Source organism: Sediminibacterium sp. FW305-C-61, from assembly GCF_058231065.1.
This window is the reverse complement of sequence record NZ_JBIQXR010000001.1, coordinates 389,769-415,324: the sequence shown is the minus strand read 5'-3', so window position 1 is coordinate 415,324 and position 25,556 is coordinate 389,769. Positions and strand designations below refer to the sequence as shown.

At 39.3% G+C, this 25,556-nt stretch carries 24 protein-coding genes; 8 read left to right on the top strand and 16 right to left on the bottom strand.

Translation table 11 applies throughout. The features are described 5' to 3' along the window. Positions 1-41 precede the first annotated feature (41 nt). A complete protein-coding gene (locus ACH30E_RS01835) occupies positions 42-620 on the bottom strand; it encodes an adenylate kinase (protein ID WP_294989722.1) in 579 nt (192 codons plus the stop codon). A gap of 179 nt (positions 621-799) precedes the next feature. On the opposite strand from ACH30E_RS01835, the gene msrB reads away from it, so the two are divergent. Continuing rightward, positions 800-1,369 (top strand): peptide-methionine (R)-S-oxide reductase MsrB, encoded by a 570-nt coding sequence (gene msrB, locus ACH30E_RS01830; RefSeq protein ID WP_490823409.1) that lies wholly within the window; start codon positions 800-802, stop codon positions 1,367-1,369. Here the strand turns inward: msrB and ACH30E_RS01825 are convergent. From ACH30E_RS01825 to ACH30E_RS01790, 8 genes are all read right to left on the bottom strand, one after another. Next, the gene (locus ACH30E_RS01825) at positions 1,366-3,663 is read right to left on the bottom strand and encodes a glycosyltransferase (protein ID WP_490823408.1); all 2,298 of its coding nucleotides are present in this window, start codon (positions 3,661-3,663) and stop codon (positions 1,366-1,368) included. The two genes, msrB and ACH30E_RS01825, sit on opposite strands and share 4 nt — an antisense overlap. Before the next feature lie 30 nt (positions 3,664-3,693). Further along, positions 3,694-4,737 (bottom strand): glycoside hydrolase family 130 protein, encoded by a 1,044-nt coding sequence (locus ACH30E_RS01820; protein WP_490847322.1) that lies wholly within the window; start codon positions 4,735-4,737, stop codon positions 3,694-3,696. Between the two features lie 24 nt (positions 4,738-4,761). Beyond that, positions 4,762-5,169, bottom strand: coding sequence for a hypothetical protein (locus ACH30E_RS01815; RefSeq protein WP_490823406.1), 408 nt, complete (start codon positions 5,167-5,169; stop codon positions 4,762-4,764). Between the two features lie 3 nt (positions 5,170-5,172). Continuing rightward, complete coding sequence (locus ACH30E_RS01810; RefSeq protein ID WP_490823405.1) at positions 5,173-5,520, bottom strand: hypothetical protein; 348 nt, start codon at positions 5,518-5,520, stop codon at positions 5,173-5,175. Between the two features lie 89 nt (positions 5,521-5,609). Beyond that, positions 5,610-5,888: a YtxH domain-containing protein gene (locus ACH30E_RS01805; RefSeq protein ID WP_490823404.1), complete on the bottom strand. Its 279-nt coding sequence runs from the start codon at positions 5,886-5,888 to the stop codon at positions 5,610-5,612. Between the two features lie 102 nt (positions 5,889-5,990). Further along, on the bottom strand, positions 5,991-6,686 hold the full coding sequence (locus ACH30E_RS01800; protein WP_490823403.1) for a ferredoxin reductase domain-containing protein: 696 nt from the start codon (positions 6,684-6,686) through the stop codon (positions 5,991-5,993). Between the two features lie 452 nt (positions 6,687-7,138). Continuing rightward, positions 7,139-8,314 carry a threonine aldolase family protein gene (locus ACH30E_RS01795; protein ID WP_490823402.1) on the bottom strand — a complete coding sequence of 392 codons (1,176 nt, stop codon included), beginning with the start codon at positions 8,312-8,314 and terminating at the stop codon, positions 7,139-7,141. Between the two features lie 10 nt (positions 8,315-8,324). After that, complete coding sequence (locus ACH30E_RS01790) at positions 8,325-9,614, bottom strand: DUF5690 family protein (RefSeq protein ID WP_294989714.1); 1,290 nt, start codon at positions 9,612-9,614, stop codon at positions 8,325-8,327. A 227-nt stretch (positions 9,615-9,841) separates the two neighbouring features. On the opposite strand from ACH30E_RS01790, the gene ACH30E_RS01785 reads away from it, so the two are divergent. Together ACH30E_RS01785 and ACH30E_RS01780 are read left to right on the top strand one after the other, a co-directional pair. Next, complete coding sequence (locus ACH30E_RS01785; protein ID WP_490823401.1) at positions 9,842-13,036, top strand: WD40/YVTN/BNR-like repeat-containing protein; 3,195 nt, start codon at positions 9,842-9,844, stop codon at positions 13,034-13,036. A gap of 584 nt (positions 13,037-13,620) precedes the next feature. Beyond that, positions 13,621-14,886, top strand: coding sequence for a pyridoxal phosphate-dependent aminotransferase (locus ACH30E_RS01780; RefSeq protein WP_490823400.1), 1,266 nt, complete (start codon positions 13,621-13,623; stop codon positions 14,884-14,886). Positions 14,887-15,279: 393 nt separating this feature from the next. Here ACH30E_RS01780 and ACH30E_RS01775 read toward each other — a convergent pair whose 3' ends face one another. Further along, positions 15,280-15,552 (bottom strand): hypothetical protein, encoded by a 273-nt coding sequence (locus ACH30E_RS01775; RefSeq protein WP_294989702.1) that lies wholly within the window; start codon positions 15,550-15,552, stop codon positions 15,280-15,282. A gap of 170 nt (positions 15,553-15,722) precedes the next feature. On the opposite strand from ACH30E_RS01775, the gene ACH30E_RS01770 reads away from it, so the two are divergent. Both ACH30E_RS01770 and ACH30E_RS01765 read left to right on the top strand, forming a co-directional pair. Then, the gene (locus ACH30E_RS01770) at positions 15,723-16,823 is read left to right on the top strand and encodes a glycosyltransferase (protein WP_490823399.1); all 1,101 of its coding nucleotides are present in this window, start codon (positions 15,723-15,725) and stop codon (positions 16,821-16,823) included. Between the two features lie 33 nt (positions 16,824-16,856). Beyond that, entirely contained in the window at positions 16,857-17,768 is a 912-nt protein-coding gene (locus ACH30E_RS01765) for a DMT family transporter (protein WP_490823398.1), read from the top strand. Positions 17,769-17,805: 37 nt separating this feature from the next. Here the strand turns inward: ACH30E_RS01765 and ACH30E_RS01760 are convergent, their stop codons facing one another. Then, on the bottom strand, positions 17,806-18,297 hold the full coding sequence (locus ACH30E_RS01760; RefSeq protein ID WP_490823397.1) for a SixA phosphatase family protein: 492 nt from the start codon (positions 18,295-18,297) through the stop codon (positions 17,806-17,808). 39 nt (positions 18,298-18,336) lie between these two features. On the opposite strand from ACH30E_RS01760, the gene mnmH reads away from it, so the two are divergent. Then, positions 18,337-19,434: a tRNA 2-selenouridine(34) synthase MnmH gene (mnmH, locus tag ACH30E_RS01755; protein ID WP_490823396.1), complete on the top strand. Its 1,098-nt coding sequence runs from the start codon at positions 18,337-18,339 to the stop codon at positions 19,432-19,434. Here mnmH and ACH30E_RS01750 read toward each other — a convergent pair. From ACH30E_RS01750 to ACH30E_RS01730, 5 genes are read right to left on the bottom strand one after another with little or no spacing between them, the layout of a single operon-like run. Further along, positions 19,415-20,590: an NRAMP family divalent metal transporter gene (locus ACH30E_RS01750; protein WP_490823395.1), complete on the bottom strand. Its 1,176-nt coding sequence runs from the start codon at positions 20,588-20,590 to the stop codon at positions 19,415-19,417. The two genes, mnmH and ACH30E_RS01750, sit on opposite strands and share 20 nt — an antisense overlap. Next, the gene (locus tag ACH30E_RS01745) at positions 20,587-21,384 is read right to left on the bottom strand and encodes a 5-oxoprolinase subunit PxpA (protein ID WP_490823393.1); all 798 of its coding nucleotides are present in this window, start codon (positions 21,382-21,384) and stop codon (positions 20,587-20,589) included. Before ACH30E_RS01745 ends, ACH30E_RS01750 begins: the two co-directional genes overlap by 4 nt. 3 nt (positions 21,385-21,387) lie before the next feature. Continuing rightward, the gene (locus ACH30E_RS01740) at positions 21,388-22,347 is read right to left on the bottom strand and encodes a 5-oxoprolinase subunit C family protein (protein WP_490823392.1); all 960 of its coding nucleotides are present in this window, start codon (positions 22,345-22,347) and stop codon (positions 21,388-21,390) included. Then, complete coding sequence (gene pxpB / locus ACH30E_RS01735; RefSeq protein WP_490823391.1) at positions 22,344-23,051, bottom strand: 5-oxoprolinase subunit PxpB; 708 nt, start codon at positions 23,049-23,051, stop codon at positions 22,344-22,346. The genes ACH30E_RS01740 and pxpB overlap by 4 nt, the downstream gene beginning before the upstream one ends. A gap of 43 nt (positions 23,052-23,094) precedes the next feature. Then, positions 23,095-23,598, bottom strand: coding sequence for a hypothetical protein (locus ACH30E_RS01730; RefSeq protein ID WP_490823390.1), 504 nt, complete (start codon positions 23,596-23,598; stop codon positions 23,095-23,097). A 227-nt stretch (positions 23,599-23,825) separates the two neighbouring features. Here ACH30E_RS01730 and ACH30E_RS01725 point away from each other — a divergent pair, with 227 nt between their 5' ends. Beyond that, the gene (locus ACH30E_RS01725) at positions 23,826-24,437 is read left to right on the top strand and encodes a hypothetical protein (protein WP_490823389.1); all 612 of its coding nucleotides are present in this window, start codon (positions 23,826-23,828) and stop codon (positions 24,435-24,437) included. A gap of 61 nt (positions 24,438-24,498) precedes the next feature. Next, positions 24,499-25,332, top strand: a complete 834-nt coding sequence (locus ACH30E_RS01720) for a hypothetical protein (RefSeq protein WP_490823388.1) — start codon at positions 24,499-24,501, stop codon at positions 25,330-25,332. The last annotated feature ends 224 nt before the right edge of the window (positions 25,333-25,556 follow it).

The following is a 25,556-nucleotide window of genomic DNA, read 5'->3' as shown; positions in this document are numbered from 1 at the left end:
CGGGATCGCAGTTGGTTGTTGGTTGTTAAACTCTTATATAATTAAGACATTCTTTGGTCTATCTCGCTGCGTAGTAATGAAAATATTTCATCAACCGTTCCTTCCCCTTTAATATGCACCACTTTATCAAAACCTGCGTAATAGTTGGCTACTACAGTGGTTTTCTGGTGATATTCAGTAATTCTTGCACGTATAACTGTTTCATTCGTATCATCACTGCGGCCGCTGGTTTTACCACGGTTAAGCAGGCGCTTAACCAGTTCTTCCTCGCTAACATCCAGTGCAAGTACCACACCTATTTCCGTATTTTTAAGTTTTAGCAGCTTATCCAGCGCAATACTTTGGGCCTCTGTACGGGGAAATCCGTCGAAAAGAAAACCTTTTGCCTGTGGATTTTGTTCTAATGCTGAACTGATCATCCCAACCACAACCTCATCCGGAACAAGTTGGCCTTTGTCCATAATAGCTTTGGCTTCCATCCCAAGTGGTGTTTGGGCTGCAATTTCAGAACGTAATAAATCGCCGGTAGATAAGTGCTTTAATCCGTAAGTTGCAATCAGTTTCTCACTTTGTGTGCCTTTTCCGCTACCGGGAGGTCCAAACAGAATAATATTAAACATGTACAAACTAACCTTGCGTGAACTACAAATATAAGCCCAAACCCTTAAAAATCATTTAACAAACCATTAAAACATTGAATAAAACAGATTCGTAAGGAAAAAAACAAGTGTTCGTCTGTATTTAAGGGGCATTTTATAAGCGCAACAAGACAAAATTAATGTATAAAACAATTTATTATATGAAATTTTTAGCGGTAATAGTCCTGACAACATTCATTGCACAGGGTTGTTATTCACAAAATAACCAGGAGAAACAGCAAAAAATGGACACTACACAAAAAAATAATAACCCGGCTTATTCCCGGACCGATAAATCTAAAGTGATTTTGAAAGACGAAGAATGGAGAAAAATACTTTCACCAGAGGTATACTATATAGCCAGGGAAAAAGGAACAGAACGTCCTTATACAAGCAAGTTTGAGAATTTTAAGGAAATCGGTACTTATTATTGTGCGGTTTGTGGCAACGCATTATTTAAAAGCGATACCAAATTCGATAGTGGATGCGGATGGCCAAGTTTCTATCAACCGATTACCAAAAGTTCCATAATATACCTTCCGGATAATACCCATGGAATGGTAAGAACCGAAGTACAGTGCGGTAGATGTAAAAGCCATTTAGGCCATGTTTTTGAAGATGGTCCACCACCAACTGGTTTACGTTATTGTATCAATGGTGTAGTGCTCGACTTTGAAAAAGCAGAAGAGGCGAAGAAAAAGTATGAAGCAGGAAAAGATAAGAAAGGCTAATAAATAGAATAAACATTTCTCTGTCCTGCAGGTTCATAATTCAATGTTTTTTCAATGGTTAATCTGGCCATCAGATAACTTATAGTTGATTCTGCGCCCTGATTCAGGTTAACGTTGTGTTCTTCAATTCCATCATAACACCCACCGGTACAAGGATTATAAATAATTCTCTGAAGGTGATTGTTTCCGAGGAACCAACTGAAAGCCAGTTTCATTTTTTCAAGGTATACAGGTTCCTGAAAAGCATGATAAAATTTATCAAGCGTAATGATGGTATAGGCAACATCAATAGGTTGTTCACCTCCTTTAACTTGTAATATCGGGAAATTTGTTTTTTGTAACCAGGTTTTATTCGAGATCACACGAATACCTTTTGGTGTAAAAGTTTTTTCAATCAGGAAATCAAAAGAAGCTAAAGCAATGTCTTTGTATATGGGATTATCTGTAACAATCCAGGCACAAAGTAAAGCTTCAGGCAAAATGCTATTTGCATACGTCAGATAACTTTCAAACCAATGCCAGCCATCTTCACTTTCGTGGGTATACATTTTCACCAAGCGGTTAGCAAGTGTATCAAGTAAATTTATTTCTGATGTGGTATGCAACTGCAGGTTTCTGTAATAAAGTCCTTTTATTACAAAAGCAATAGCTCTTGTTGAAAAAATAGTAGTGCAATTCGTTAAAGTAGCCTGTAATAATTGCTCTGCATCGGTAATAACAGATTCAGGAAGAATATTTTTGAGCGAAATAAGATAACCCAGTGCCCATATGGCTCTGCCATTGGCATCGGCTAAATTTTCCTGATGATTCTGTTCTGAAAAAACCTGTTGATGATCAATATAATTCAGATAATGACCTGAAGGTTGAAGACAGTGTTTGATAAAGTTGAAATAGACATGAATGTACTGGAGATCAGAAAAATCATTGGTTAATTCGTAATGCTGACAAAAAGCAATTAATGCTCTTGCATTGTCGTCAAGGGTATATCCAGAGTCTAAAGCAGGACGATTTATCTGCGAGAACTGTATCATACCAAATCCACTAGTCATTTTCTTGATATGTAACAGATTAATCGGTGGAATCTGGTACTGCAGATTTAATTCTCCCAGGCTTATTTTTTCAAAAAGCATTACATGGGCAATAGCTACATTTTCCCAAGCTGTAGAAGCCATTTTATGTAAGCCATTTGAACTGATGGTAGCGCGTAATAAATCGTTTTCAAGTAAGCTGTTTACTACAGCCGCTAATTGATCTGATTGGCCAAAATCGAAGAGTACACCGGCATCCTCACTTAATACTTCTCTCGCATGCGGAATAGGTGTAGATACAACCGTACAACCGCAACTCATGGCATATGAAAAAGTGCCACTTACAGCCTGATTGGGATCGCGGGAAGTAAACAGATAAAGGTCGGTAAGCTGAAGGTATTCAAGTAATTCGGGTAACGGGAGAAAATAGTTGATCAGAGATACATGCTTTTCAATGTCTAACTCTTTTATTAATGCTTTTAATTGATTCCTGTACTTTTCTCCCTGTTTGATGAATACACCCGGATGTGTTTTGCCAATGATTAAAAAAAGAACATCCGGATGCTCAGGAATAATGGCAGGAAGCGCACGAAGTGTTGTTTCAATGCTTTTGCCTTCACTCAAAAACCCAAATGTGGAAAGTATTTTTTTATCGGTAAGTCCATATTTTTCTTTGAGTAAAGTTTTGTCTGCATGTACCACCAGGTGTGTTCCGTGCGGAATCACAGATATTTTTTCATCACTGATCTGATAATCTCTGATCAATATTTCAGAAGAAGTATGGGTCATCACAACAATGCCAGAAACCGTTTCGGCAATTGCCTTCACATAAGTCCTGAGTATTTCATTCGGATGTGGAAGCACAGTATGGAAAGTAATAATGACAGACTTATCTATGGCTTTCAGAAATAATAGAAACTCATTCATCGTCTTTTCAAAAAATCCAAACTCATGTTGAATCATTACTAGTATAATACGACGATTATTATTGATTAAACCGGCGAGGGTACAAAATGAACCAGGCACATCAGTGTTCAGCACATACTCTGTATCTGTATTATAAACATGTTTTTCATTCTCTGATTCAAGCGGACATATTTTAATACTAAAACCATCACCAATGGTTTTATTTAAAGCAGTTATCAGATCGTAAGAATAAGCAGCAATCCCACATTCCCGAGGGGGGAAAGAACTGATTAACAATAACTGACTGGCAGGTATTTCGTTGATAAGAGATTCATTATTTTTTATACTGATGCCGTGCATGGTTACAATAATATCGATACAAGGAATTGTTTATTTGGGCTCTGCATGTTGGTAGCTGAGCAATTCTTCCAATAAAGCAGATAAGTTAAGAGTAGCACAGGCAATCTGTTCATCGGCAGCACCATAATAGATATATAATTCCTCCCCGATTACAATAGCACCTGTAGGAAAGCATACATTATTGACTTCTCCTTTTAATTCCCACTCCTGATCTGGTTTAAAAAGCGCATAGGGTAATCTGGAAATTTCTTTTTTTGGTTCATTAAGATCCAATAAGGCGGCGCAGGCACAATATACATAACCTTTAATGGTATCGAATACACTGTGATAAATGACGAGCCATCCGTCTTTTGTTTCTATAGGGGGACAGCCACCACCGATATAACTAACTTCGTGTTTAAATTTCGGTGTAAGGAGAATATGTTCATCTAATTGCAGAAAATAATTTTCCCAGTACTCATTATTCAACTCAGCCAGTTCATTAACCATCACCAATTGGATATCAGGTTTAATTCTATGCATAAAGCATAGCTTACCATTGATTCTTCGGGGGAAGAAAATGACATTTTTATCCCACAGGTAAATGTCTTTATCCTCTTTATTCCTGAAACGCTGATTGTCATTGTAGCGTAAATACTTTTCGTTTACATCGTTCTTGGTATCTGTGAGATTATAAAAACAGTGATACGTCATTTTCGGAACAATAAGACCTGCTTTATCGAAATACTTGAGGTCTCTTGATAAAGCCAATGCACCTAACGCATTGTTTCCGTCGTAGGCTGTATAACTGAGATAAAATAAGTCATCTATTTTTACAATTCTCGGATCTTCAACACCGCGCGATTCATAATCGAATTGAGGGAAAAGAAAAGGCTCATCATTTCTGGTATCAACCACCAGCGGATCAATAAAACTGCAATAGCCAATAGTTGAATAATTACCCTTCCTCACTGCCCGGTAAAACATATGTATGATATTATCTTCCATGATAACAGCCGGATTCAAAACACCTTCATTTTCAAACTCCAGCTCTCTTTTTCTGAGCACAATTCCTTTTTTATTTACAGGGATCATTTCTTATATATAAAGGGTGAGATATTATTCTTTAGGTTCTTCCGTGCTGTCTGGTGTTTCTTTGGGATCTGAAAGATTGAATAAATCACTCCCCCATTTTTTTATGCTCTCTTGATTTTTAGAAATCAGACTGGTAACGCAATACATAGCGGCCGTACCCAGGAATTTTTTAAACACGCTCTTGGTTCCTGATTCAATCATTTTCTTCGATATGTAACCGGCAGAAATACCAATTAACATATTGGTAAGCGTGTCTTTTAGTTTTCCCGATTCAGCTACTTTAGTGAAGGTCTCTTTAATGAGTTTTATCGGTCTGAAAATATCCAGTGCATCTCTGAAATGTTGATGTAATTCTACTGCATCCTGTTTATGTGCAGATTCCATTTCACTAATGGTAAGTTGTAATTCTTGGTACAGATTCGGCTTTCCCATATACTATTTTTTCTTTAATACTTTTTTGATGATCAGATTGGCAAGAGGTTTTTTAATCCATTTATGCAGGAAGAAATAACTGATAATAAATACAACCAAATAAGACCCTGAAACAATAAAAAAGCCGTATGATAGTTTACCGAATAATTCACCTAAAAAAAGAGCAACACTTACAGATACCAGGAGAATAAAAAGAAACAAGACTAAAATAACACCAGAATAAGAAGCCAAATTGGTAAAGAGCTGTATGGAATGTTTAAGAAATTTTAGTTTGTAAAGCTCAAAACTTTTTTTGCCATAAAGCTCAATTTTTTCAATCAGTTTTTCAATAGGAGTACCTGAATCTGTCATGGTTGTTAAATATTAATGCCTGCTCAACAGGGAACTTATCTTTAGCTGATAAGCCACCTGTATGTTGCAGGCATATGATTTGATTAATATTAATGAATGGCTGACCGAATTTCTTCTCCTGCATTTTCCAGTTTAACTTCACCATTGGCAGCCATTTTCTTTGCCTCTGTTTTTATGGACTCTAATTTTTTACTGATCGAATCAATAAAACGGTCGAATTTTTCACCCAGCTCATCTGTGTAGTCGTGACCCTTGTCTGCAATTTTCTTTCTGGTTACAGAACCTTTATCCGGCGCAAATAAAATACCTAATGCGGCACCTACTACAGCACCAGCCAATACACCCACTAAAACTTTCCCTGTCTTCATAATTTATATTTTTAAAGTGATAATTAATACTGGCAAGTTGACTATAAATACCGGACTTTCTATTACACCATTTAGCAAAAGAATTGTAAGACTCACAGGTATCTAAACCATGGCAACTGAACTAACATGCACTTTTTCAGTAGTAATAGAATCTTCTGCTACTCCTAGTCTTGATAATTGCTCCTGAATAGCATCCATCATACCCGGAGGCCCGCAGACATAGTATTTTCTGTTTTTGCCACCATTATTTTTGCTGATAAAATTTTCAGTGATCTCGCCATTCGCAAAGCCAGACACTTTTTCATCTGAAAGAATATTTATAAAGTTGGTACCCAGTATGCTGATAAATTCTTTTTCTAAAATAATATCAGCTCTTGTTTTGTTTGCATAAATAAGTCTGTTACTTCCAATCTGCTCAATAGATTTGAGATACCTGAAAATCGAAATAAAAGGTGTTACACCTGTGCCACCTGCAATAAAAACACCTTCACCAGTGTATTTGATGGTACCAAAAACATCGTGCAGCATGAGGTCATCACCCACTTTAAGCCCCAATAATTTTTTTGTAAAGCCATTATGCTCAGGATAAGTTTTGATAGTAAACTTCATTAAATGTTGTTTAGGAAGAGAGGTAAATGAGAAGGGGCGCATCTCAGATATTTCTTCTAAGGGATAAATGGAAATATTGGCGGCTTGCCCTGGTTCAAATACCAGATCAAGCGGCTTTTGTGTTGTTATTCTGATTACATCGGGTGTCAATTGATCAATCGCGGTAATTTTTACAATGCTGTCTTTCATATAAGTACTAATGTATATCGCCACTTCAGCTAGAAACAGGATATTCTTTTGATTCCTAAAGATTGGAAAGAAATAAGCGGAACAGTTATAGTATTCAGTGAAAGAGTTTCACAAATCACAGGTCTTTCTAGCGACCCCGCTGTTTTATGTTAAAATAGAAGTAAAAGAGAAACTTCCATTTCTTCTTGCTATATAGTATTGTAATGAGTTCTGCTTCTGGTATCAGAAAAGCACCTATCTGCGGATAAAGACTGGGTAAGAAAGAATGGAACAGAGAAATATCTAATTTCTAAGTTGGAAGCTCGACATTCAATATAGTATTAGGCAGAATAAACACAAAACCTTCTCTGTATTAGTTTGTGCTTCCGGCCTAAGAAAAAAAGTAAACACACGGTAAGGCTTTAGTGATGAGGCCTTGAAATTAAAATACCTAACCTTACAGTCACTATTCATTATGCAGCAGATTGTACAAAAGCTTTTACGATATCCTCCACAGACTGATACAATAATGTTTCATTGATAGTAATCAGGGTCTGATTATTAGTATCGGGTCTTCCTATCCGAATATTGAATTTTTGGTTGAGGTTGCTCTGAAAATGTTTACCATCAATATTTTTTGCCAGTTGTAGTTTATAGATATTACTGCCATTATCTAATGCCGATACTGTAAACCGCCCCGTTTTTTGTAATGCAACGAATAATTTCTCTGCCTGTATTTTGGCGTCACTAAATCTTTTTTCTGCGCCCTCCATTCTGTGTAAAGCCATGGCGGCATTGGTCCAGTTACCATACATGGAGCCACCATGTATTTTAATAAGGTGCACCATCTGATCAATCACTGCAGCATCTCCACAAAGAATAGCACCACCACTTGCGCCCAGGTATTTATATAAGGAGATATATACTGTATCGAAATAACTGCTGTACTCTTTAATAGAAACACCAGACCATGCAGAGGCGACATACAACCTCGCACCATCCAGGTGCATAGGAATTTTTTGCTGCTGGCAATAGGCCCTGATCTTTTTTATTTCATCCAGCGGTACAAGTCCACCATCCGTTCTTCTTACCGGATTTTCAATTGAAACAGCACCAATGCCTGTGTTAAAAGCTTCTTCGTTTCCCATTTCACGAATAGCTGTTTCCAATTGTGCGGCTGTAAAATAAGTTTCATTTTTAGCCAAAGGCATTAACCTTTTTTGAAAAACCGTTTGCCCGGCATCAGCTTCATCGCGGTAAACATGACTTACCTCCTGCACAAAAACCTTGCTTTTTTGTCCGCTTAGAACAGCAATAGCAAGCTGGTTGGCCATGGTTCCGCTTGGCATGAAAATGGCTTTTTCTTTTCCGGTAAGCGCAGCGAAATTTTTCTCCAGTGCTTCTACTACACCTCCTACACCATAACGGTCTTTAGCGATGGCAACAGTTTTATCCGCTTCTGCCAACACACGTATATAATCCGATGGTTCATACATTTCACCATCTCCAAAAAACTTAACCAAAGGTTTTGCAGGTAAATCACTCTCCTGCTGATTGCTATTTGCGAGCAAGCCAGAAAATGGTAATACTGCTGGAATGGCAATGCTACCTGAACTACGTAAAAAATTTCTTCTGTTGATATTAGACATAGTAGGGTTTTTACAAGGATAACTTATGTTCTCGATGTTTGATTTCTTTATGATACTTCCTCCAAAAATACCATGCTGCATAAATAGTAATCAATGCGCCAACCACAGATAAAATCAGCACACTATTGGAGAAAAAGGTAACCCAGTTAAGTTGCACTTTAAATATTTCCTTGCTTAATAATACACTTACACTGCCAAGATAACCAAAAGAATCTGCTAGGTAAATCAAAAAACCAACATTTCCTGTAAACCTGAATGCAGCAATCATTCTTTCGAAGAATACGGCATTAAACGGAATATAAACCATGTAAAGTCCAAGTCCTACAAGAATCATCCACCACATCGGTGAAACCATCTCTTTGGTAAACATCCAAGTACTAATGCCTGCCAGTACAAAGCCTAAAGCAATCAATACATGTGCAACCATCAGTGCCCTGAAACTATTCTTAATCATTACCATGCTACCGATTAAGACCAGTACAATTAGCGAGATAGGTGTTTCTGTTTTAGAAAAGATGGCAGGTTGATTTATATAACCCATTTCCTTCCACATATCAGCACTGAAATTATCGCGTATATCACGAAACAGGGTAGCGAAAGTATATATCACAATACAGGTTATGATGCCGGGTAAAAATTGTTTTATAAAAGATTTTCTTTGGTCGGCGCTCATGGGTATACGGCTCATTCTCAAAGCCTCATCGGCCTCATCGGGAGGAGGAATTTTTTCCATCAGGTAGATAAAAAACAAAAGGGGCAATGCAAATACAAGTCCAGTACAAAAGGGAACCCAGAATTCAGAAACACCCCATTGTATCAACCAACCACCTACAGATTTCACAAATCCCGATGAAAATATAAAACTCACTGCCAGTGCTGCGCCAATGAAATCGGTACTTCTTCTGCCTTCAACATAAGAAAACACAACTCCCCATAGCATACCTAAAGGAAATCCATTGATGAATAGAAAAGGAATATTATAAGGAGCCGGAATTAATGCAAAACACAGCCATGCCATCCATGCTATGCCTACCAATAACAGGATGATTTTATTGCGTCCGAATCTTTTTAATTCAGCGATGAATTTTATGCCATAAAACTTAGCCATCAGATAGCCCATCATCTGGCTAAGCACTAAAACTGTTTTATAGCTAAGGCTACCTACGGTCATACCATCAAATGTGCAAACGGTAAAAGATTTACGGAAACCGAATATCATGGTATAAGTAAGAAATGCAGCGAGTGCTGCATAAATACCTACATATATGGGTGAGCCGGTTACAAAACGGTTCTTATTCAAAATGGATGTTTCGTTAAATATAGACCGAAAGTGGGGAAGTCCGAAAGTGAAGCAGCATCCATTCTGTGATTTTCTGCGTATTCTGTGGCAAATTTTAATGGCACTGAAAGCACAGAAATACACTGAATTTGTTTTCCGATCTTTTTGACGCTAATCTACCCACCCATCCTTCAGATTTGGCAGACTGCCCATCATTTCGGAAATTCCGAACTCCAAAAACCAATTGAATGAGAAAACTACTGTTAGGTGCAATGCTTTTCGGCACTGCACTTGTTTCATTTGCCCAGCAGGCAGATCTTTCCAAACATTTTAAAGAATTAAAGCCGAGAAGTATTGGTCCAGCAGGAATGAGTGGTCGTGTTACCGCTATAGATGCTGTATGGGCTAATCCAAACATCATTTTTCTGGGTACTGCCAGTGGTGGTGTATGGAAAACGGAGAATGGCGGAGCTAGCTGGAGTCCTGTATTTGATGATCAACCTATCTTAAATATAGGAGCAGTTGCCATAACACAGAGCAATCCAAGTATAGTATGGGCAGGTACGGGTGAGGGTAACCCCCGCAACTCTATCAGCCTTGGTGGAGGTTTGTATAAAAGTATTGATGGTGGCAGAACCTGGAAAATGATGGGACTGGAAAAAACCAGCAATATTCACCGTATCATCATCGATCCAACCAATCCTGATGTGGTTTATGTAGGTGTAATTGGTAATCCCTTTGCGGCACATCCTGAACGTGGTGTATATAAAACAACCGATGGCGGTGCTACCTGGAAACAAATATTATACACCAATGAAACATCTGGTGTGGGTGATATGGTGATGGATCCATCAAACCCGAATAAGCTGTTTGTAAATATGTACCAGCACCAGCGCACTCCATGGAGCTTACAGGGAGGTGGAAAAGGAAGTGGTTTTTATATGACACTTGATGGTGGTAAAAACTGGACCAAACTGGGTAAAGAACATGGTTTACCAGCCGGTGATTATGGTCGTATCGGTATTACGATTGGACGCAATGATCCAAATCGTGTTTTTGCCTTAGTAGAAGCAACTAAAAATGGTTTATATAAAAGTGATGATGGTGGTAATACCTGGGAGCTTGTAAATAGCGAATCATCTGTTGTTACCAACCGTGCTTTTTATTTCCAGGATATTGCTATTGATCCTACCAATGAAAACAGGTTGTATAATATCAACCAGATTATTACCGTAAGTGAAGACGCTGGTAAAACTTTCAAAACAGTAATACCTTATGCAGGTATACATCCTGATCACCATGCATTCTGGATACATCCTAAAGATGGCAACTTTATCATTGATGGTAACGATGGTGGTATTGCCATTACACGCGACCGTGGTAAAAACTGGCAGTTTGATGAGAAACTACCACTTGGACAATTCTACCACATCAATGTAGATAATAATATTCCTTACAATGTAATGGGTGGTTTACAGGATAATGGTAGCTGGCATGGTCCGGCCTATGTATGGAGACAAAGCGGTATCCGTAATGCTTTCTGGCAGGGAGTTGCTGGTGGCGATGGTTTCGATGTGATGCCCGATGCAGAAGATCCAAACTGGGTGTATTGTATGAGTCAGGGCGGTAGCGTAGGCCGTTATAATATTGCAACTGGTGAAAGATGGAGCATTCGTCCGCCAACTACTGCAAGCGGTATACGTCAGCGCTTTAACTGGAATGCTGCAATAGCGCAGGATCCTTTCGATAAAAAAACGATTTATTATGGAAGTCAGTTGCTGAACATGAGCACAGATAAAGGTGCATCGTGGACACAAATTTCTGGTGACCTGACTACCAATGACAGTGTAAAAATTGACCAGAGTAACAATGGTGGATTATCAGTTGATATTACCGGCGCAGAAAATTATTGCACGATAATCTCAATCGAACCATCAGCAAAAGAAAGAGGTGTTATTTGGGTTGGTACCGATGATGGAAATATTCAACTAACCAGAGATGGAGGTAAAACCTGGACCAATTTCCGCGGCAAACTACCTGGAATGCCAGCCGGAGCATGGGTGCCACAAATTCGTGCATCAAAACACAATGCAGGTGAAGCTTATGTGGTAGTGAATGATTATCGCAGGGGTAATAACAAACCCTATTTATACAGAACAACTGATTATGGTAAAACCTGGACAAATCTTGTAGATGAGAAAAAAGTTACAGGTTATACTTTATGTGTAATACAAGACCCAACTGAACCGAACCTGATATTTGTAGGAACTGAACAAGGACTATTTATCAGCTTTGATTATGGTACCAGTTTCCAGCAGTTTAAAAATGGATACCCATCTGTATCAACCTATGATATGGTTATACAAGAAAGAGAAGCCGATCTGGTAATCGCCACTTTTGGGCGTGCTATTTATATCCTCGATGATATCAATCCACTGCGCAAACTGGCTGCAAATAAGGGGCAGTTGTTTAGTAATAAACTTACTGCATTCGCGGCACCACAAGCTTATCAGGCAAAACGTAAACTGGCATCTGGTATTGAATATAGTATCTGGGGTAGTTATGAGGGTGAAAACAAAAGAGGCGGAGCACCTATCAGTTTCTTTGTTAACAAAACAGCCAGTGATACCGGTAAAAACAGGATCAGTGATACTGTAACCTTACGTATTTATGATGCAAAGAATGAGCTGGTAAGAACACTGCGCACCAAAGTAGATACAGGCTTTAACAAATACTATTGGGGAATGGAAGGTAAAGGTGTACGCACAGGTGGTGGTGCTGGTGGTCGCGGCGGCGGCGGTGGAGGAAGAGGCGGTGCAGGAGGTGGTTTTGGCGGATTTAATGCTGAACCTCCGGGATTGCCAGTTGATCCGGGAACCTATAAAGTAGTGCTTAGTTTAGGAAGAAACCTGAGCGATAGTACCATGGTGGTAGTAAATGACGACCCTTATGCACCAACTCCGAAAGAAGTACGTGATGCGATTCGCAAAGCAAACGATAGGCTGAATAATTCTGCTATTCGTTTAGGTAGCTTGAACGACAGGATGGTGGATGCTGAAACTATTATGAATAAAATAGAAACAGCTTTACCTAACCTTGACGCCAAGAAAGCAGATACCATACGCAAATCGATAAAAGCTGTTAAAGATGGTTTAACCAATATTCGCACTATGCTAAATGGTAAACCACAAACCAGACAGGGTTATGGAAATATTCCTCAGGTAACTGTAAATACTTACCTGAGTGAGGCCCGCTCTAATGTAATGGGTAAATCAACCATGCCTGGCGAACAGGAAGAAAGATTAATGAAAGCTGCAGAAGATAAAATCAGCGAAGTGATTACCATTGCAAATCAACTTTTTGATACCAAATGGAAAACACTGCGTTCAGTGGCAGATACCATTGAATTGAAATTATTTAAAGATTACAAGACACTAGAATAAACCAATTCAACGCATTATCTAAAGGGCCGCAAGAAATTGCGGCCCTTTATTTTTTCAATTCATTCACGAAGTATTAATAGAACACAGATTTTCATGATTCTCAAGATTTATCATGATAGATCTTGAGAATCATGAAAATCTGTGTTCCATCCTACGCAAAATTTGCCGTTTATAAATCAACCGTTTACTGCTACGCAATAAATTATTTATTTTACTACATGCTTACATTCCTTGTTTGGATAATATTATTTGTACTATGCTGGCCACTAGCCATTCTGGCCTTAGTTCTTTATCCGATATTTTGGATACTAACGCTTCCTTTTCGTTTACTTGGTATTGCGGTAGATGGCGTGTTCAGTTTGTTAAAAGGAATCATCCTGTTGCCCGGAAAGGTATTGCAGCGCAAATAACAATCGTAGATCATATAAACGACAGGTAAAAGGCCATAGATGCACCGATTGCAGCACGAATAATCTGTGCATCTGTGGCTTAAATATCAAGTCATACAAAGGTCAAATCTAATCTCAGCTCCTGTAACCCGATAGAAAATAGTAGTTTTGCCGCCGGATCAAATACTATGAATTATGAGTGCACCGAAACTGAGTCATTTAGCTGAAACATTATCTGGTAGTGAAATTGTAAAGCTGGGTAATGCCATCAGCGAGCGAATCCGCAATGGAGAGAAAATTTATAACCTCACTATCGGTGATTTTGATCCGGCTGTTTTTCCTATTCCTACCGAATTGGAAGAACTCATTATTGAATCATATCGTAACAGAAATACCAGTTACCCTGCTGCGGAAGGAGTACTTGATTTACGTAAATCTGTTGCTGCTTTTATCAAAGATTGGGAAGGACTTGATTTCGACACAAGCGAAATACAGATTGCTTCTGGTGGACGCCCGCTGATTTATACCTTATTCAAAGCAATTGTAGACAAAGGTGATAAAGTTATTTACGGGGTACCATCATGGAACAATAACCATTATGCACATCTTACCGATGCGGAACATTGTATCATTCAATGTTCTCCTGAAAACGATTTTATGCCTACCGTGGAAGATGTGCGTAAGCATATTTCCGGCACAACACTAATTTGTATCTGTACACCTCAAAATCCAACAGGTACTACCCTGAAAAAAGAAAGCCTGGAAGCTATCTGTGATCTGATATTGGAGGAAAATGCCAAGAGAGGTGAAGGTCAAAAGAAATGCTATCTCATGTTTGATCAGATGTACTGGACACTAACTTATGGTAACACTGTTCATTACAATCCACTCGCATTGAGACCAGCAATGAAGGAGTACACCATTTTTATTGATGGAATTTCCAAGGTATTTGCTGCAACAGGTGTACGTGTGGGATGGGCATTAGGTCCTTCAACGGTTATAGCAAAAATGAAAGCTATCCTGAGCCATGTGGGTGCCTGGGCACCAATGGCAGAACAGAAAGCTGTAGCGAAGTATTTATTACAGAAAGAAAATATTCAACGATACCTCCAGCATTTTAAAGCTGAAATAGAACTTCGTTTAAGAAATATACATGATGGCTTCAAATCCTTACAACAAAAGGGTTACAGCGTAGATGCCATTGCGCCACAAGCCGCCATCTATCTTACCATTAAATTAGACCTTACCGGTAAAAAAACTGCTGAAGGAAATATATTAGAGAAACAATCAGATGTAACTTCTTATATACTGGCGGAAGCCAAGCTAGCCGTTGTTCCATTCTCCGCATTTGGAGCAGGAGCCAATAACCCATGGTATCGCTTAAGCGTAGGTACCTGTAAAAAAGAAGAAATACCAGAAATGTTAGGTAAGCTGGAAGCTGCGTTGGAAAAACTTAAATAAGATTTTATAAAAGCTTCAAGCCGCAAACTACAAGCTGCAAGCCTTGATCGGAGTGTATTTAAGGCTATCAGTTTGCGGATTGATGCCATTCTTGTTCGTGGTAATTTAACCGCGAGCTGTAGGTGTCGCGTATGATGGAACACGGATCTTCATGATTTTCAAGATCTATCATGATAGATCCTGAAAATCATGAAGATCCGTGTTCTATTAATAGCAGATAGTGCATTTACAGCAATCAAAAATTTCTTTAAGCAACCGGCTTTAAATTTTCTAATTCACACGCCCCCTTTATTTCCATTAAAAGTAGAAAGTCTATAATAAGCACCCATCAAAGCTTGTCCGAAGGACTCCTGTGGAGTAGCTTGCGGCCTGCAGCTTGAAGCCTTCTTTACTTCAATTCAGGTTATTTACAAACACAAAGGCCTTCAATTCCCTTTCTTTCAAAATGCCTTGCATTAAATGAGGTTTGCGGATAATTTTATGTCGGTTAATATCGAGGATTTCGTGGGCCACGCAGAAGTTGGGCCAACTTTCGGTATGGTACAATATGGTATTTAACAGGTTCACCTGACGATCCAGCTCAGACTGGGTCATATAATCTTCTTTGCAAAGCAGCCAGAGATCCCGGTTCATGTCTTTCATACCAAACAGTGCTTTAACGAACATTATTGGGGCAGTTACATCCGCCTTTACTGTTTCTTCCTTTTTGGAAAATACCGCAAGAGCTGCCCGCTAATGCAATAACTAACAGTAAAACGATTATTTGGTTTATTTTCCGTTTCATAATGATGTTCTAAAGTACATCATTCACCCAAAAAATAAGAGTCATAGCCATTTTGTCTGCCGATTTTAACATACAAACCATCCTGATAGCCCCGCTCGACTGGGGTCTTGGACATGCCACCCGTTGTATTCCATTGATCCATAACCTGCAATTTTTAGGATATAAGGTTATAATCGCGAGCGATGGTCCCCAGGAAATACTCCTGAAAAAGGAGTTTCCAAACCTTGATTTTCTTCGGCTTCCAGGCTATCAAATACGTTATAGTCGAACCAAAGGTTGGCTGCCAGTAAAAATATTACAGCAAATTCCCGCAATTTACCTGGCGGTCAAGGCGGAAAACCGTTGGTTGGATGATGTAATTGAGCAGCACAAAATAGACCTGGTTATTGCTGATAACCGATATGGTTTATGGAGCACTAAAGTTCCTACCGTTTTTATTACCCACCAACTTACCATAAAAGCACCCTACCCCTGGTTGGAAAAGCTGATTCAAAAATTCAATTATCACTATATCAACCGCTTTACAACCTGTTGGGTACCCGATATGGAGGAAGGTGGTGGTTTGGCTGGCGTACTATCACACCCACAACAAAAACCCAACATTCCAATCGCTTACCTGGGCCTTCTAACCAGGTTTCAACGAAAAAAAAATCCCACGAAACAAGGTATTACCGTTTTGCTTTCTGGTCCTGAACCACAACGCAGCTTACTTGAGGAGAAAATAGTTGATCAGGCAATAGGTTTACAACAGCCTTTGACAATCGTACGTGGACTTCCATCTTCCAAAGAAAAATTGCCATTGCCCTCGTTTATAAAACAGTTTAACCATCTTAATGCTACCGAGCTGGAAGACTTGTTGGCGACATCCGAAATTGTCATTGCCCGTAGTGGATATTCAAGTTTGATGGACCTGATGCTACTTCAGGTAAAATCAATACTGATTCCAACTCCCGGACAAACAGAACAGGAATACCTGGCAAAAATTTTGGGTGAAAAAAATTATGCCTTATCGGCAAGTCAGGAAACATTCGATTTGGCCAAACTTATTGATCAGGCCCGATCATATGATTATAAATTTCCGGAAGTTTCACTTTTAAATACCGCCGATCTGCAACAATTGATAAAAACTGTTTCATCGCAATTCGAAAAATAGAGCCGCACAGAAAATCATATTTTTGTGTTTTACATGAGGAATCATACAAAAGCACATCTGGCCGTTTTAGGAGCCAACCTGATATTCGGGTCGGGATATGCAGTCGTAAAAACAATTACACCTCAATACATAGCACCGTTTGCACTGAACGTGGTTCGTGTATTATCGAGTCTTATTTTATTCTGGCTAGTCTTTTTAATGAAGCCCGGAAAAGCTGGTATTGATAAGAAAGACCTTCCACGCTTTTTATTATGTGCATTAACCGGTGTGGCCATCAACCAATTATTTTTTATCAAGGGCCTGTCTCTTACAACGGCTATACATAGTTCCCTGTTATCACTTGGCACACCTATTTTTATTACCATCATCGCTGCATGGCTGCTACGAGAAAAATTAACCATCAGAAAACTGATGGGCCTTGCTTTAGGTATCGGCGGCGCATCTATGCTGATTCTATCGAAAGATATGCAGCAAAATGGGAAAGACATATTACTTGGTGATCTGATGATTATTGTAAATGCCATTTCTTATGCATTTTACCTGGTGATGGTTAGACCATTAATGGAGCGATATAAACCCATTCATGTTTTAAGATGGGTATTTACATTCGGCACATTCATGATTCTTCCTTTTGGGATAGACCAGTTTATACATACCGACTGGCAGGCATTCGGAACAGCTCAATGGATAGCCCTTTCATTTGTGGCCCTGTTCCTTACATTTATTGCTTACTTATTGAATGTATATGGACTCGCCGTACTTAGCTCTTCAGCAACAGGATCATATATATACACACAACCCGTATTTGCTGCCATCATCGCAATGGTCTTCATGGGCGAACATTTCACTATCACCAAGGCCCTGGCAGCACTCAGTATTTTTGCTGGTGTATTTTTGGTGAACAGGAAAGCTCCATATACTTATGCATGCAAATTAAAAATGTGACATCTGGGATTTCAATTCAAAATTCAAAATTCAAAATTCAAAATTCTTTTGGGTATTGAAAAAACCAGAAACTTTTCTTTGCAGTACTGAAATCGCTCCAATGATCGCTATCTATCTGTATGGCAAAAATACCACAGGTAGGCATGTTATCGACCCGGGTTTCAGTCAAACCGTTTACAAAATCAGTGATACCTGGATTATGTGAGAAAAGAGCAGCAGTGGTAATGCTATCTGAAGTCTTTTTAATTACCTCATAAAAAACCGCTTTCGGAGCATGGTAAAGCTCAGGGAACAGCAGGATGTCATTTTGTGTTTTTCCATAAGCTTCCGCAAAATAGACTGCAGTAGTGAGGGCACGGTTAGCGGTACTCGACAGAAAAGCCTGTACATTAACGCCTCTCGCTTTAATTTTTTCTGCCATGCGAGGCGCATCTCTATGGCCCCTGTCGTTCAATGGTCTATCAAAATCGCCACTAAAAGCATTGGCCCAGCTACTTTTTGCATGCCGAATAATCAAAAGTTCTTTCATTACCGAAAAGTTACAATAAAGTCCGCTTACTTTGTAAATATGCCGATAACCCGACTTCTCATAGAAGATTTTATCACACAGTCTCAGGGACAGCCCGTCTTTGATGTTAGAAGTCCGGCTGAATACGAACACGCTCACATCCCATCTGCACATAGTTTACCACTATTCACCAATGAAGAAAGAAAAGTAGTTGGAACTGCCTATAAACAAGAAAATAAACAAAAGGCTGTAAAAATAGGGCTTGATTATTTTGGCCCAAAGATGGTGAAAATGGTAGAAGAAGTTGAATCAATAACAGGTGCTATAAATGAAAAATCGAAAAAGCCGGATCAGGTAAAAAAAGTATTTGTGTACTGCTGGCGTGGAGGAATGCGTAGTGCAGGTGTAGCCTGGTTATTGGATCTTTACGGTTTTAAAGTTTATACACTTGTTGGCGGATATAAAGCCTATCGAAACTGGGTATTGAAACAATTTGAAAAAGAATATCCCATCTCTATTATTGGTGGTTATACAGGAAGTGGTAAAACTGAGGTATTGCATCATTTGCATAACATGAAGGAATCTGTGCTTGATTTGGAAGGACTTGCAAACCACAAAGGCTCTGCATTTGGTAACCTCGGTTTACCCCCACAGCCAAAACAGGAAATGTTTGAAAACAAACTGGCAACAAGGCTCTACGAATTAATGGAACTGCAAAATGCTACGCATATTTGGACAGAAGATGAAAGCCAGCGCATTGGAGAAGTGAATATACCAATGAGTCTTTTTGCTTTTTTAAGAACCAGGAAGCTATATTTCCTGGATATTCCATTTGAAGAGAGATTGAATTATATCGTTGAGCATTATGGAAAATTTGAAAGAGAAAAACTGATTAATGCAACCATTCGAATTCAGAAAAGGCTTGGAGGACTCGAAACGAAAACAGCGGTGAATTGTCTACTGGAAAACGATATACATGGTGCCTTTGCAATACTCTTAAAGTATTACGACAAGTTTTACAACAAGAGTATGCACAACCAACGAGCGCAAGTTGAGGCAATCATGCAAAAAATAAGCATTGATAAAGTAGAGCCACTTGTTAATGCGCAAAAGGTGAAAAGAGCGCATCTAATGCTGGTTAACTCAACCAGCCTTTGATGGTTAAATAGCTCATATACGACATTAATCCAACTACGAGCCAGCCACTGACACTAAGCCAAACCGGATGTTTATATCCGTCTATTTTTTTCTTGTGCATCACAAATAAAATGGCTGCCAATGCTACAGGGAGTATTAAACCATTTAATGCACCTACGGTTACCAGTATTTTAACAGGGTTACCAACCGAAACATAAATTAATCCGGAAAGCAAAATAAATGCAGTGATTAACCAGCGATAATTTTTTTCAATGAAGGGATGAAAACTTCGCAGAAAAGAAACAGAAGTATATGCCGCACCAACTACTGAAGTAATAGCAGCGCACCACATAACCACACCAAAAAAACGATAACCTATTTCACCGGCTGCAATTCTGAATACAGAAGCTGGTGGGTTTGCAACATCAAGTTGATTGCCGGCACTTACTACACCAAGTACTGCAAGGAATAAAACGATGCGCATAATGGCAGTAACACAAATACCAGTTACCGCGCTTTTGGTAACAGAAGGAATTGCTTCTACTCCTTTATAACCCGCATCTAATAAACGATGTCCTCCTGCAAAACAGATATAACCACCCACAGTTCCACCAACCAATGTTACAATGGCTTTTGCATCTATGGTAAGGGGAACCATACTTCTTTGAATTGCTTCAGTAACGGGTGGATTTGAACTAATGGCTACATAAATCGTAAGCAGCACCATTAGTATTCCAAGTATTTTAGTAAAGCCATCCATAAACAAGCTGGCTTCTTTTAACCAAAAAATAAACAGGGCAATACCACAACTGATAACAGCACCATAAACATTCGGCAAACCGGTAAGTACTTCTATACCCAATCCACAGCCACCAATATTGCCAATATTAAAAGCAATTCCACCAGCTATAATAAGTGCAGCAAGTACGTAACCGAGTCCGGGTAAAGTCTCATTGGCTATATCCTGTGCGCGCTTACCGGTAACAGCCAATATGCGCCAGATATTTACCTGCGCAACAATATCCAACAAAATGGAAATAAGGATCACAAAGCCAAAGCTGGCCAGTAATTTTTGCGTGAAAACGGTTGTCTGCGTAAGAAAACCTGGTCCGATTGCAGAAGTAGCCATTAAGAAAGCGGCACCCGAAATGGCTGTATTTTTTACTTTTATTTTCAAGGAAGAACAGTGCTAACGCTTATTTGGTGATGTATTAATGATTCGCGAATCTGTTTCGCGAAGCTAACAGCATGTTCACCATCGCCATGAATGCAGATAGTGTCTGCCAGAATAGGAATAATTTTACCGTTGGCACTTACTACTTCTTTTTTCTGGATCATTTGTAAAATCTGTTGTTCACATTGTATAGGATCGGTAATTAGCGCATTGGAAAAACTGCGTTTTGTAAGTGATCCATCATCCTGATAGGTTCGGTCTGCAAAAACCTCATTGGCTGTTACAAGACCTATATCTTTTGCAGCCTGAATACTTACACTACCACTAAGGCCATATAGAACAAGGTTACTATCAATTTCATAAATGGCATTGGCAATGGCGGCAGCAAGTGAATAATTTCGGGCAGACATATTGTATAAAGCGCCGTGTGGTTTTACATGATGCAGTTTACCTCCCATAGCAAATACAAGATCCAATAGAATATAGACCTGTTCAGAAACAATGGAAACAATATCCTCTTCCGGAAAATCCATTTCAGTTCTTCCAAAATTTTCCTTGTCTGGAAACCCTGGGTGTGCGCCAATTGCAACATTATGTTTAATGGCCAGCTCAATGGTACGGCGCATGGTATCTTCATCGCCTGCATGAAATCCACAAGCAATATTGGTGCTGCTTATAAACGGCATCAATAAAGCATCGTTTCCCATGCCCTCACCCATATCGCAATTAAGATCAATAAACATAGAAGAAGATGTAGGATTTATGATCGCTGATGTCTGATTTGTTATTAATATCATGCATCAGCGATCATACATCCTCAATTTACAAGCTATTTCAATTTGTTTCAAATGTAAATTCAATGCCCGCAATCTGTTATGGGCCTCTGTTATTGAAATTTCTTTAAATTGGATAGTATCACCGGGTGCAAATTGTGCGAGTTTTGGGATATCGGCACTGATAACATGACCCATTCTGGGATAACCACCCGTTGTTTGGTGATCAGCCATTAAAATTAGTGGCTGTCCATTAGGAAGTAACTGAATGGTTCCTTTGGTAACAGCTGTTGAAATCAGCTCTGTTGCTACTGAAAGATGAACAGCTTCTCCATGTAAACGGTATCCCATACGATTGCTGTTTTGATCAATCTGGTACAAGCTTTGCTGAAACCTACTTCTTCCCGATTCATCTATTAACAACCATTCTTTTCCTGTTGTAAAATGAATAATCTTATCAGACAGGTTAATAGGTGATTGGATATGCCAAGGCAGAGAACCATTTGCTGAAACAGCATAGGCAGATGAATATTTATAAGACAATGTATCTCCTGATTTTAAAATTGCTCCACCATAGTTTAATTGTACATGAGTGCTATTGCTTTTTAGCCAAGGTTGAAGATCAAACCCACCGTGTACAGCCATATAAATCCGTGCACCGGATAATATTTTTTTAAAAGAAAGTTGGCTACCAGCTTTTACAAAATATTTTTTATTGTTCTCTACCAGTACCGTGTCATCTAAATGAGCAATAACGCTTGCCCCGGTGATGGCAAAACAAGTATCATGCTGAAATTGAATAACAGGTGCGGGCCAGTGCATTTCAATTACCGCTTCCTGTTCACTGTTTCCAGTTAAGGTATTGGCCAATCGCATAGAAATAAAATCCATCACACCATTCGGATTAATTCCCAGGTGCTGATAGCCATATCTTCCATAGTCTTGTATGGTATCCAGTAATCCCTTTTTTATAATACGGATACTCATAAAGGCTTGCAATGTTGAAATTCATCTAATGATATAGGGTAGAACTGCACTTCATCTCCAGGCTGTAATAAACAAGGCTTATGAGAAAGAGGATCAAATAAGGTAACGGTAGTTTTTCCGATGAGTTGCCAACCGCCAGGAGAGTCGAGGGGATAAATACCGGTTTGACTTCCTGCAATTCCAACACTGCCTGCTGGTACAACTTTGCGTGGACTTTGGTGGCGAGGAGCAGCGATACGATGATCGACCGAACCCATATAAGCAAAGCCTGGAAGAAAGCCATTCATAAAAACACGATAAGGTTTTGACGTATGAATGGATACAAGACTATCTGCGTTCATCTCCAGCTTGCTGCACAATGCTTCCAGATCTGGAGCAACAGAAGGGTGGTAACAAACAGGAATACGAATAACAGATGGATGTTCGATTGATTGATCCAGTGCAGATAGATGGATTGCATCTGTAAAGCATAGATGAATAATTTCTTCCGGATCCTCATGGGGTAATGCTAATGGATCGTATACAATAGTAATACTACTGTAAGCCGGAATTATATCGAGGATAAATGAGGGTTTATTATGTTGGAGTGCTTTAAAAAGACGGATTATAAAACGATTTGTACCAACATTAATTTGTTGGCCCAAATCTAATGTATAAGCATGGTCGCCACAGGCATATATTTCATAAGCAGGAAAAGAAAGCATGCCACAATTTAATACATTCCCCTAACCCACCATTGCCGAGGATTTAATTGCCAAGGTATTTTTTGTCGATTGGTTTTTTTGAATCCCCATCCCAGAAAATAGAAACGATATAAAATCTTTTTCCATCATTAAACAGTTGAATGCTGTTGATGCCACGTACCTGCTGCGGGCTTCCATTTACGGTTAGATCAGATTGATAAGTAGAAAACATTTGTGTAACAGCTCCATGGGTTTCTGTAATCCGGTGTAATTCTTTTTCAACAAAACCAATTTCCTGCAAGCGGGTGCCATTCCTCTGTATATATTGTTCAGGAGTTATAGTGCGTATTACCGTGCCACTGTCTTTATGGGGAACAGCCGTCATCAGGTGCGCATCATTGCCAAATAGAAAGCGAAACCGATTCCAATCGCGGGCCTGGGTACTTGGTCCGGAAATTACTTCATATAAAGCTTTAATGATAGCATCTGCAGAACTTACATCCAGCTGGTATTGTGCATTGGCTTGTATGGAAAAAAAGAGAAAGAGTACGAACAATATTTTTTTCATGCCCAGAATTTAAAACAAATTACTGATTCTAGGTTTGTTTAAAAAATGTAAAAACTTTTAAAACAACCTGGATACAAGAACCGGGAACGAGACTGATACGTACATATTAAATTTTTGTTTTCGCTACAACTGTTCGTAGTAAAGGCTTTTATGGCTTTTAAGATTTTTGGCACGGAACTTGAAAAGAGGTAAACAGAACACCAATTGATCACCAAAATCCATCTATCATGAAAACAATGATGAAAACCACCGCAGCATTAGCCGGTCTGTTCTTTTTTCAGGCAGCAGATGCACAGTTAGGATTAGGCGTACGAGGTACAACTACGGCAACAGCCAGAGCTACTGTAAATGCTACCAGGGCAGCAACTGCCGCTACCAATGCAGCAGCAAGAACCACGGCTACTATTGGTAAAACCACCAGAGCAACCGTAAACGCTACCAGAGCAGCAACTGTAATGGCAGCTAACTCGGTGCAGCGAGTAAAAGCGAATACCAATGTAAATGCAAATGCATCACTGAAAGCATCATCCAGTGCAGAACTTAACAGTAATGCGGGTGGTGAAGAAAGAGGACTTGTGCGTGCTGCTACACGCTCAGAAGCAGAAGTTCATGCCAATGCTAATGCACAGTTGCCAATGCGCGAAACTGCAGAAATTGTAGTTGAGCAGAAAGATATGGCAAAAGAAAAATTAGCAGATGCAAAAGAGAAAGCTGAAACTGCTAAAGAAGCCGGACTAGAAAAAGCACAACAAGCGAAAGCGAAAGTAAAAGACGCAACGCCGTCTGCCTCTGCAAGTGCAGAAGTAAAAGCGAAAGCAAAAGCAAAATCTGGTAAGTAATCAGACCCCTCCCCTTGATTTTTTGATAAGCCGCTGACTTAACCATACTAAAACGAAACTTATGAAACTGTCCAAAAGCAGGCAAATGCTTTGGTTAGCCATCGTATTGCCTTTTGTTTCCCTGGCACAAGATGCCGGCGAAACCAAGAATGAATTCAATGCATCCGTTAACTATCAGTCTGCACTCCATTTTTTTGGTCGCACAGATAGTTTAAGAAGCAGTGGACTATTTCCAATGTTGGGTTTCCAGTTCAAAAATGGATTGTATGCCCAGGGTAATTTCATATTCGTTCAAAATAGTATGCAGTCAGCGGCTTATACAGGGGCTACCATAGAAGCCGGGTATCGCTTTCCGCAAACCGATCATTTTGCGGGCAATATTTTCTTCTCCCGGTTTCTGTATAAAGACCAGAGCACACTTGTTCAATCAGCTATACGCTCACAAACAGGTGCAAACCTCAGTCTCCTGAATAAGGTGTTAAACCTTAATGGCGGACTTAGCCTGTTGTTTAGTGATAAAACAGATGTGAATACAAGTTTAGGTGTAGATCATTTTTTCATTTTTACAAAAGGTTTGAATGGTGCGGCTATAGCAATAGCACCATCTATTACCGCCAATCTGGGCACACAACAATTCAGCAATACTTATCTCGAAAGAAAAAATGTGCTGGGTATTCCTGTAACACAACAAACTACAGAACGAACAACCCAGTTCAATATATTATCCTATGAAATGTCCGTACCCGTTGTTTTTGTGAAAGGCAAATTCAACATGTCTGTCACACCATCCTATGTGATGCCACAAAACCTGGTAACCGTAGCTGGCCGACCCGATTTATCGGAGAGAGGAAAGAATATGTTTTATGTAACGCTCTCAGCAGGAATACGGTTGTGAAACTGAAGAATAATGAATAATGAATGTTGAATTTCCAATAAACTACAGTCACAACTTCGACATTGAAAATTGAATATTGAAAATTCATTATTCAAAGAGTCTCTCTGTTTTCCATAGGTTTCCCGCCAGGGAAGAGCCCGGTATTCTTGCCGGGCTTTTTTGTGAATGGTGAATTGTCAATTGTGAATGGTCAATATTAAAACGATTTCATTCACCATTCACAA